Origin of the sequence: Paracoccus sp. (in: a-proteobacteria), from assembly GCF_032007265.1 — a bacterium.
Classification (GTDB): domain Bacteria; phylum Pseudomonadota; class Alphaproteobacteria; order Rhodobacterales; family Rhodobacteraceae; genus Paracoccus.
The window spans coordinates 1-8,661 of record NZ_DALZMB010000136.1; the positions used below are offsets into that span (position 1 = coordinate 1).

The window sequence follows — 8,661 nt, forward strand, 5'->3', positions numbered from 1 at the left end:
GGCGCTGTTTGGAGATGTCGATGGGTTTGCCCTCGATCAGCAGCTCGCCGCCGGAGGCGGGGTCGATCAGGGCAACGATGCGGGCAAGGGTGGATTTGCCCGAACCGGATTCACCGACAATGGCAAGGGTCTTGCCACGTTCGACCGAAAAGCTGATGCCCTTGACCGCGCGAACGGTTTTGGCGGCGCGCAGCATCGAGCCGGGAACAATGTAGTCGCGGGTCAGATTGCGGCCTTCGACGACGACGCTCATTGCTGCACCTCGGATTCTTTGGCCATGAAATCGGCGACTGTCGATAGCCTGTCCCCGGTGGCATTTTCGGGAAGAGCCGACAGCAGCGCACGCGTATAGCTGCTTTTGGGGTTTTCGAAGAGCGTGAGCACGTCGGCCTCTTCCATTTTGCGGCCCTTGTACTGGACCGCGACCCGATCTGCCGTTTCCGCCACCACACCCATATCATGGGTGATCAGGATCAGTGCCATGTCGAGCCGTTCCTGCAGCTCCATCAAAAGATCCAGGATCTGCTTTTGAATGGTCACATCCAGCGCGGTCGTGGGTTCATCTGCAATCAGCAGGCGCGGGTCGGTGGCGATTGCCATAGCGATCATCACGCGTTGGCATTGGCCGCCCGACATCTGATGGGGATAGGCTTTGAGCTTTTGTTCGGGATCGGGGATGCCGACCTTGTTGAACAGCTCAAGCGCGCGGCGCCGCGCCGCTTTGCGGTCAAGGCCCGCGTTGAAGCGCAGGACCTCTTCGATCTGATAGCCGACCGTGAAGGAGGGGTTGAGCGAGGCGATGGGTTCTTGAAAGATCATCGTGATCTCGCGGCCGATCAGCTTGCGACGTTCTTTGGTGGACATGTGCAGCAGGTCACGACCGTCAAAGCTCATCTCATCGGCGGTGACGGTAGCCGTATCGGGCAAAAGCCCCATGACTGCCAGCATCGAGACCGATTTGCCCGAGCCGGATTCGCCGACGATCGCCAGCACTTCGCCTTTATCCACCGTCACATCGATCCCGTCGACAGCCGTGAAGCTGCCGGTCGAGGTCGCAAAGCGGACGGTGAGGTTCTTGATGGAAAGTAGGGCCATGACCTCAGCTCCGCTTCAGTTTAGGATCAAGCGCATCGCGCAGCCCATCGCCCATCAGGTTGATCGCAAGGACCGAAACCAGAATGGCCAGACCGGGGAGGGTGACAACCCACCAAGCGCGCAGGATGAATTCACGCGCCTCGGCCAGCATGGTGCCCCATTCCGGGGTCGGAGGCTGTGCGCCCATGCCCAGAAAGCCCAAGGCCGCAGAATCGAGCACGGCCGATGAAAAGGACAGGGTGGCCTGAACGATTAAAGGCGCAAGGCAGTTGGGCAGGATCGTTTTAAACATCAGCCGCAGATTGCCCGCTCCGGCGACGCGGGCCGCCGCGACATATTCGCGTTCCTTTTCACCCATCACTGCTGCACGGGTCAGGCGCGCAAAATGGGGTTGATAGACGATGGCAATGGCAATCATCGCATTGGTCAGCCCCGGTCCCAGCACCGCCACCAGCACAAGTGCCAGTAACAGCGAGGGGAAGGCCAGGATCACATCCATCACCCGCATGATGACCGTATCAACCCAGCCGCCGAAAAAGCCCGCGACCAGACCGATGATCACACCACCAAATAGGGCGATCGCCACCACGACCACGCCGATGAACAGTGAATATTGCGCGCCGTAGATCAGACGGGACAGCATGTCGCGACCAACGGCGTCAGTGCCCAGCAGATAGCCCGCGCGGCCCCCGTCTTGCCAGATCGGCGGGACCAGCAAGGCATCGCGGTATTGCTGGGTCGGGTCATGAGGCGCCAGAAGCGGCGCAAAGATTGCCGTCAGCACCAGCAAGATGAATACGACAAGCCCGATGACGGCGCCTCGGTTCTGGCGGAAGTAGAACCAGAATTCCGACAGCATTCGCAATCGAATGGCGCGATCCGAGATTTTGACAGTTGTATCGGTCATTTGTGCCGGATCCTCGGGTTGATAAGACCATAGGTCAGGTCGACGAGCAGGTTCACGATCATCACGATGGCGGCGATCAGCAAAAGCCCCGATTGCACGACCGGATAGTCACGCCGCGAAATGGAATCGATCATCCATTTGCCGATGCCTGGCCAAGAGAAGATCGTCTCGGTCAGAATGGCACCTGCCATCAAGACGCCGATCTGCAGACCAATCGTGGTGACGACGGGGATCATCGCATTGCGCAAGGCATGGACGCCGATCACGCGACGCGGGCTTAGGCCCTTGGCTTTGGCGGTGCGTACGTAATCTTCGCCCATGACTTCCAGCATGGCCGAGCGGGTCTGGCGCGCGATGACCGCAAGCGGGATCGTCGCCAGAACGATCGAGGGCAAGATCAGATGGGACAGGGCCGAGGCAAAGGCGCCTTTTTGACCCGAAAGCAGGCTGTCGATCAGCATGAAGCCGGTGACTGGCGGGAAAAAATACATCAGCGAGATGCGTCCCGAGACCGGTGTCCACTGCAAGATGCCCGAAAAGAAGATGATCAGCAGAAGTCCCCACCAGAAAATCGGCATGGAAAAGCCCACCAGCGCGCCCGTCATCGACAGCTGGTCAAACCATGAGCCGCGCTTGATCGCGGCCAGCACGCCGACCGGCACACCAATCAGCGTCGCCAGAATGATCGCCACCAGTCCCAATTCGATTGTCGCAGGGAAAAGGGTCATAAACTCGGCCAGAACCGGCTTTTTCGTGACCAGTGAATTGCCAAAATCTCCTTGAAAGAGATTGCCAAGATAGGTCAGGTATTGCTGCCAGATCGGCTTGTCATAGCCAAGCTGCGCCGAGATTTCGGCATAGCGCTCGGCCGAGACGCCGCGCTCGCCCGCCATCAGCAGCACCGGATCACCGGGAAGCAGACGGATAAAGCTGAATGCGACAATCGTGATGCCAAGGAATGTGGGCACCAGATATAGAATTTTCGAAAGGATGAATTTTATCATCGAACCCCTAACCCGAAAGCCGCGCAGGGGAATAAGCCCCGCGCGGCCTGCTTAGTTGCTATCGATAGCGATGAAATTACTCTGTCAGGTCGACAGTGTCGAATACGTAATCACCAAGCGGCGATTGAACGAAGCCCGTGACGTTTTTGGTCATCGGAACATATTGCGTCGAATGGGCCAGCGTTGCCCAAGGGGCCTGATCCTTGAAGATGACCTGAGCCTCTTCGTAAAGCTTGACGCGCTCTTCGTGATCCGTGGCCGTTTTGGCTTTTGCCAGCAGGTCCGAGAACTCTTTGTTGCACCAGAAGGCACGGTTCGCGCCGCCCGGCTCGGCCGAGGCGCAAGACAGAAGCACCGACAGGAAGTTGTCCGGGTCGCCATTGTCGCCGGTCCAGCCAACGATGACCGCGCCCTTACGGCCGGGCTCCATCGACTTTTTCAGATACTCGCCCCATTCATAAGAGACGATCTCGACCTTGACGCCGACTTTGGCGAAATCGGCCTGCATCATCTCGGCGGCGCGGCGGGCGTTGGGCATATAGGGACGCTGCACCGGCATCGCCCAGATTTCCATGCTCAGATCCTTGACGCCTGCCTCTTCCAGAAGCTTTTTCGCGGCTTCGGGATCATAGGCATCGTCCTTGATCGCATCGTTATAGGACCACATGGTCGGCGGGATCGGGTTCTTGGCGACAATCCCCGAACCTTGATAGACGGCATCGACCATGGCCTGCTTGTCCATCGCCATGTTCAGCGCTTTGCGCACCCGCACGTCGTCGAAGGGCGCGACGGTGGTGTTATAGGCGAGATAACCGACGTTCAGGCCAGCCTGCTCATCCATCTTCAGATTGGGATCGGCCTTGATGCCTTCCAGATCGGCGGGGGCCGGGAAGGGCATCAGCTGACATTCGTTTGCCTTAAGCTTTTGCAGGCGAACGGCAGCATCGGGGGTGATTGCAAAAACCAGATCGTCGATCTTGGCCGGCTCGCCCCAGTAATCAGGGTTCTTTTGATAGCGGATGACCGCATCTTTCTGGTAGGCGACGAATTTGAACGGGCCGGTGCCGATGGGCAGGTTGTTCAGATCTTCGCGCGTGCCAGCTTTTTCCAGCGTATCGGCATATTCTTTCGACATGATCGAAAGGAAAGGCATGGCGATATTGGCGAGGAAGGGGGCTTCGGGCTGATTGAGGGTGAATTTGACCGTGTTGTCGTCGATTTTCTCGATCGATTTGATCAGCTTGTCCATCTCCATCGAGCTGTAATACTCGTAGGTGATACCGGCATTATAGGCGTGCCAGGGATTGTCGGCCTTGCCCTGACGCTCATAGCTGAAGATCACGTCATCGGCGTTAAAGTCGCGGGTCGGGGTGAATTTGTCGTTGGAATGAAACTTCACGCCCTTGCGAAGATGAAAGGTATATTCCTTGCCATCTTCGGAAATGTCCCAGCTCTCAGCGAGGCCTGGCTCGACTTCGGTGGTGCCGGGTTTGAATTCGGCAAGGCGGTTGTACATCGTATGCGCCGAGGCATCAAATGTCGTGCCCGAAGTATAGGGTGCCGGATCAAACCCCTCGGGCGATCCTTCCGAGCAATAGACGAAGGTTTTCGCGTGCAACGGTGCCGCGGCCATAAGGGCCAGCGCGCTGGTTGCAAGGAACCGTTTGGAGATGATGGACATAAGGCCTCCCATGCCTGTGCTTTGTTCTGGCAATGATGCAATCCAAACTGACGTACAGGTCAAGTCCCCGCGCTCTCGGTTTCGTGATTATTGCCATCCGGGCACTACAAAGTGACGAAATACCGTAGTAAAAACGGGCAAAAATAAGTGCCGGCGGCAATATGCCACTGGCGTTTCAGCCGGGGATTTTTGCTTTCCCTAGCGTCATGTTAACCCTGTTATCCTCGGTTCCATCCGATTCTGTCTGCTTCGACTTTAGTCTTGGGCGCAAAGCCCCGCCGATGACTGAACCGGCGATTACCCGACCAAAAGAGGTCGAAAGGATCATGGTCAACGCAAGCCCTTCCAAATGGGGATGACCAAGTTGAAGGCCGATTGCTATGATGGCAGTGATCAGAGGGAACTGCCCGCGGCAGGAGGGGAAACTTTCTAAAGAGGGTCTAGATCGCTGTCGATCTGAAGGCAGGATTGCCTTTTGGGACCCGAAAGTTCGGCTTTTCTGAGGCTCCATACCAATTTCGAAGGCGTGCTTTTACCCGATCCGAAAGAGCAAGCCGCTGCTTTTCACTTCCCCAGCGGCTGGCCGGAACTCTGGCAATGGGACCTGCCTTAGCAAAACTGGAACGAACTTGCGCCCCTTCGCGAGGACGAAACCCGATCTTTTGGCGAAGGATAATGCGCAGCAACGCCGCAGGCCGAAGTCAGATCGCCGGCCGGATTGGTAACCACGCAAACGACATGAGAAGCCATCAGCCGTGCCAAAACGAAGGCGCGAGGGCGAGCTGCATCAGCAATTGGGGTTCCTGCCATTACGATTGTGCTCAAAAAGCAGGCAATCGGACGTCATGTAGTAACGTGGCTTTGAGCCCAAAGCGGACGATGGCAACCCACTCTAAGGGAAAAGGAAACAATCGTTCCAATCTAATTCTGGAAGCTCACGCATTGAAACTCTATCCTCTTCCGGTACTGGGAAACAGAAGTCAGGGTAGTTTGTAAAGAAATGATCAAGCAACGCTTGGTCTCTGAGTTCAGAGTGAGGCCAATATTGCCTGAAGTAACGGACAACCTCCTCTGCATCGGCTATCCAGTAGCCCTCGCGCTGCCCGGTAATAATGTTTCCGATCAATTTCGTTCCGATGAGAGGATTATTAGCATGTGGAGGCCGCATGACGTAAAGCTCGCGCTTCTCAATAGCGCGATACATTGCGGATAGGAACATCTCTGTCGCAGTATCATATTCTATCTTCGGATAGGCCCACCGGAACCACTCCCAGTTCAAGCCAGGGAAGTAGCCTGCGCGTACTATCATCTCCATTTTTTCTTCACTTGGAGCTCCAATTCCCCAGAGTTTTTCAGCGTTTATATTTCTTGGTGGTTCCAGCAATCTCGCGCCCTTCAATGCTTGGCTAATAGCCTCGGCGTCGATCCCATTCATGTTGATTTCACACCAGCATGACAATGGGTGTATACAAAGTCCAGTCGGCAACCGCGAACGCCCGCTTCTTCCGCATAGCCGCCTCTCGATCTAGCTAGCCTGATCGTGCCCTCAAATCTCGGAACGATGTTACATGGCTGAGTATGGCATCGGGCAGTAAGGTGAATTCACGCTCACTTTCCCCGACCAACCCCGACCAACCCCGACCAACCATCGCCGACGGCAGCAAAAGTCCTGCGACGCATGTTCTTGCGCAAAACCATCATCTGATCAGCTGTTGATCAGAGGGAGAGGCAATTCTCGTGATCCTGCAGGAAAATCTATCTGCCTCGGTTTATCTGCGGCCATCTATTTGCAGCATCGCACGCGCGACAAACCGCTTCTTGGCAAGGTGGGTGTCAGATTGCGATTTGGAGCGCTGATCCGTCCTGAAAGGTTCCTAGGCGCAGGGCAAAGACGGCTAGGGCTGCCAGGCGCGTGGCACGGCAGGCGTCAGTCCGGGATTAGCGCCACGATCTGATCTAATGCGCTGATGCGGCGATCGGCCTCGGGCGGCGAGGGGATGGTTTCATCTTCGCAATAATGGATGGTTGCCAGCCCAAGTTGTTTGGGTGCTTGCACGTCCCAGACGGGATCATCGCCGATCATCCAGGCTTGATCGGGATCTGTGTTCATGGCGCGTAAGATCAGTTGATAGGCGCGTGGGTCGGGCTTGCCCAGCCCGGCGGGCTCTTCGATCTGAATGGCCCCGAAATGCCGGGCCAGGTCAAATCTTGCGATCTTGCCTCTTTGGCGCGCGCCCGAGCCGTTGGTCAAAAGGCCAAGGGTGATGCCACGGCGGCTGATCTCCTCAAGCATCGGCTTTGCACCGGGTTTTAGCGCGATTTTTTCCTCAAGGAAGGTTTCAAAGCGGTCGGCAATGCGATCGGCGTCGATGCCATGCAGCGGCGCGGACCCCTCAGGGCGTTGAAGGTTGAGCCGATGAAAGGCCGAGCGCACGACCTTGCGTCGCGTGACATCCCCCTCAAGCCGCCAAAGCTTGCGGTGCTCGTCATGCGAGAGAAACTCCAGCACCCGCGCCAGCACCTCGTCCGTGACCCAGCCGCTGTCATGTTCGCCCAAGGCTTCGGCATGTTCTGCGATAATGGCTGACCAGGTCCGCTCGGGTTGGCGATAGGCCGTCAGAAGGGTGTCATCGAGGTCAAAGATAATCGCTTTAGGGAAGAACATATCTCAACTTTGGCAAGTCATGGAAGGGAATAGGCTTGCGCCGCCTGTCCAAGAGCTTCGGCCAAATCGCAGCCAAAGCCAAGCCGGCTCAAGCCGCTGGCAAGCGCCGCCAAATCGCCAAGTACCGTGCCCAGATCTGCGCGTGCTCCGGTGTGGTTGAGCCGCAAAAGCTGCTGGGTGCCGGGGCCAACGCCTGGGCCAAGGGCATGGCCCTGTGGCAAGGCCGCCAAAAGATCGCGTGCATCTATCCCATCCGGCACGGGAATGGCCGTCACAAGGTTCGAGGCTTGATCCTTTGGCACCCAATTCTGCCCGACCAGATGGCGTATCCCCGCGCGGGCGGCGGATGCGGCCTTTTGGTGGCGCAGTATCAGGCTTGGCATGCCCTCATGGCAAAGCTGTGCCATCGTGGCTTTAAGCGCGTGAAATTCGAGTGCCGAAGGCGTGCCCGGAAGCGCGCCCATACCCTGATCCAGCCACAGCGCCTTTTGATCGGCCAATGACAGGATCGAGGGGGTGGATTGAGCAGGGGCCATGGCCTGCCAGCCCGCCTGCGAGACCGCAACAGCGGAAACCCCAGCCTGCCCACCCAAAGCCTTTTGCGGCCCCATGATGGCGACATCTATGCCCAGCTCATCCACGCAGACCTCATGTCCGCCGATTGAGGCTACGACATCGACCACCGTCAAAGCGCCCGCCTTGCGCGCAAGGGCCACAATCTCGGCCAGAGGGTTCAGGATGCCACTGGCAGATTCGGCATGAACCACCGCAACCAGATCAAAGCGCTGCGTCATCAAAGCGGCTTGGACCTCTTTGATGCTGATCGGCAGGCCAGGGGTTGCCACCAGATCTTGCACCTGCGCCCCCGCGCGGCGCAACCAATCGCCGAACCAACGGCCGTAGAGGCTGGTGACGATGTTAAGCGCCCGCAATTGCGGCCGTCCTAGCGAAGTGGCGCTTGCCTCTAGCGCGACGGCGGCCTCTGCCTGGATCAGCACGACATCATTGCGCGTCCCCATCGCGGCCCCGATTGACTGGGCAAGCGGGGCGTAATCAGAGGCGGGAAAGGCCGGTATGGTGACATTGGGAACCGTCAGGGTCGCAAGGCCAGTCAGGGATGGGTGGTCAGGCATCAGCGGCTCTCGGATGGAAAGGGAAAGGGGTCGGAGGCGGCACTTGTTGGGGCAATATTGTCAGCGCTGGCATGAAGCGTGGCCTGGGGTGTGGATTGGGGCGTGGATTGGGGCGAGGGCAATTGCGGGATGGCGTCGATCAATTGGCGGGTCAGCAGGGTTTTCGGCGCGCTGAT

8 protein-coding genes are annotated in these 8,661 nt (G+C 57.8%); all 8 read right to left on the reverse strand.

Going from position 1 to position 8,661, the window contains the following annotated elements:
• The coding region (locus tag RTS12_RS18730) for an ATP-binding cassette domain-containing protein (RefSeq protein WP_312531219.1) at positions 1–253 on the reverse strand (253 nt) is incomplete at its 3' end.
• Positions 250–1,095 (reverse strand): ABC transporter ATP-binding protein, encoded by an 846-nt coding sequence (locus tag RTS12_RS18735; protein ID WP_312531220.1) that lies wholly within the window; start codon positions 1,093–1,095, stop codon positions 250–252. The genes RTS12_RS18735 and RTS12_RS18730, both read right to left, overlap by 4 nt.
• Before the next feature lie 4 nt (positions 1,096–1,099).
• On the reverse strand, positions 1,100–2,002 hold the full coding sequence (locus RTS12_RS18740; protein WP_312531221.1) for an ABC transporter permease subunit: 903 nt from the start codon (positions 2,000–2,002) through the stop codon (positions 1,100–1,102).
• On the reverse strand, positions 1,999–3,006 hold the full coding sequence (locus RTS12_RS18745) for an ABC transporter permease subunit (RefSeq protein WP_312531223.1): 1,008 nt from the start codon (positions 3,004–3,006) through the stop codon (positions 1,999–2,001). The genes RTS12_RS18740 and RTS12_RS18745 overlap by 4 nt, the downstream gene beginning before the upstream one ends.
• A gap of 76 nt (positions 3,007–3,082) precedes the next feature.
• Positions 3,083–4,687, reverse strand: coding sequence for an ABC transporter substrate-binding protein (locus tag RTS12_RS18750; protein WP_312531225.1), 1,605 nt, complete (start codon positions 4,685–4,687; stop codon positions 3,083–3,085).
• Positions 4,688–5,579: 892 nt separating this feature from the next.
• Positions 5,580–6,122: a hypothetical protein gene (locus RTS12_RS18755; protein WP_312531226.1), complete on the reverse strand. Its 543-nt coding sequence runs from the start codon at positions 6,120–6,122 to the stop codon at positions 5,580–5,582.
• A gap of 492 nt (positions 6,123–6,614) precedes the next feature.
• Positions 6,615–7,352, reverse strand: coding sequence for an HAD family hydrolase (locus RTS12_RS18760; protein ID WP_312531228.1), 738 nt, complete (start codon positions 7,350–7,352; stop codon positions 6,615–6,617).
• Positions 7,353–7,369: 17 nt separating this feature from the next.
• A complete protein-coding gene (locus RTS12_RS18765) occupies positions 7,370–8,485 on the reverse strand; it encodes an aminotransferase class V-fold PLP-dependent enzyme (RefSeq protein WP_312531230.1) in 1,116 nt (371 codons plus the stop codon).
• Between the last annotated feature and the right edge of the window lie 176 nt (positions 8,486–8,661).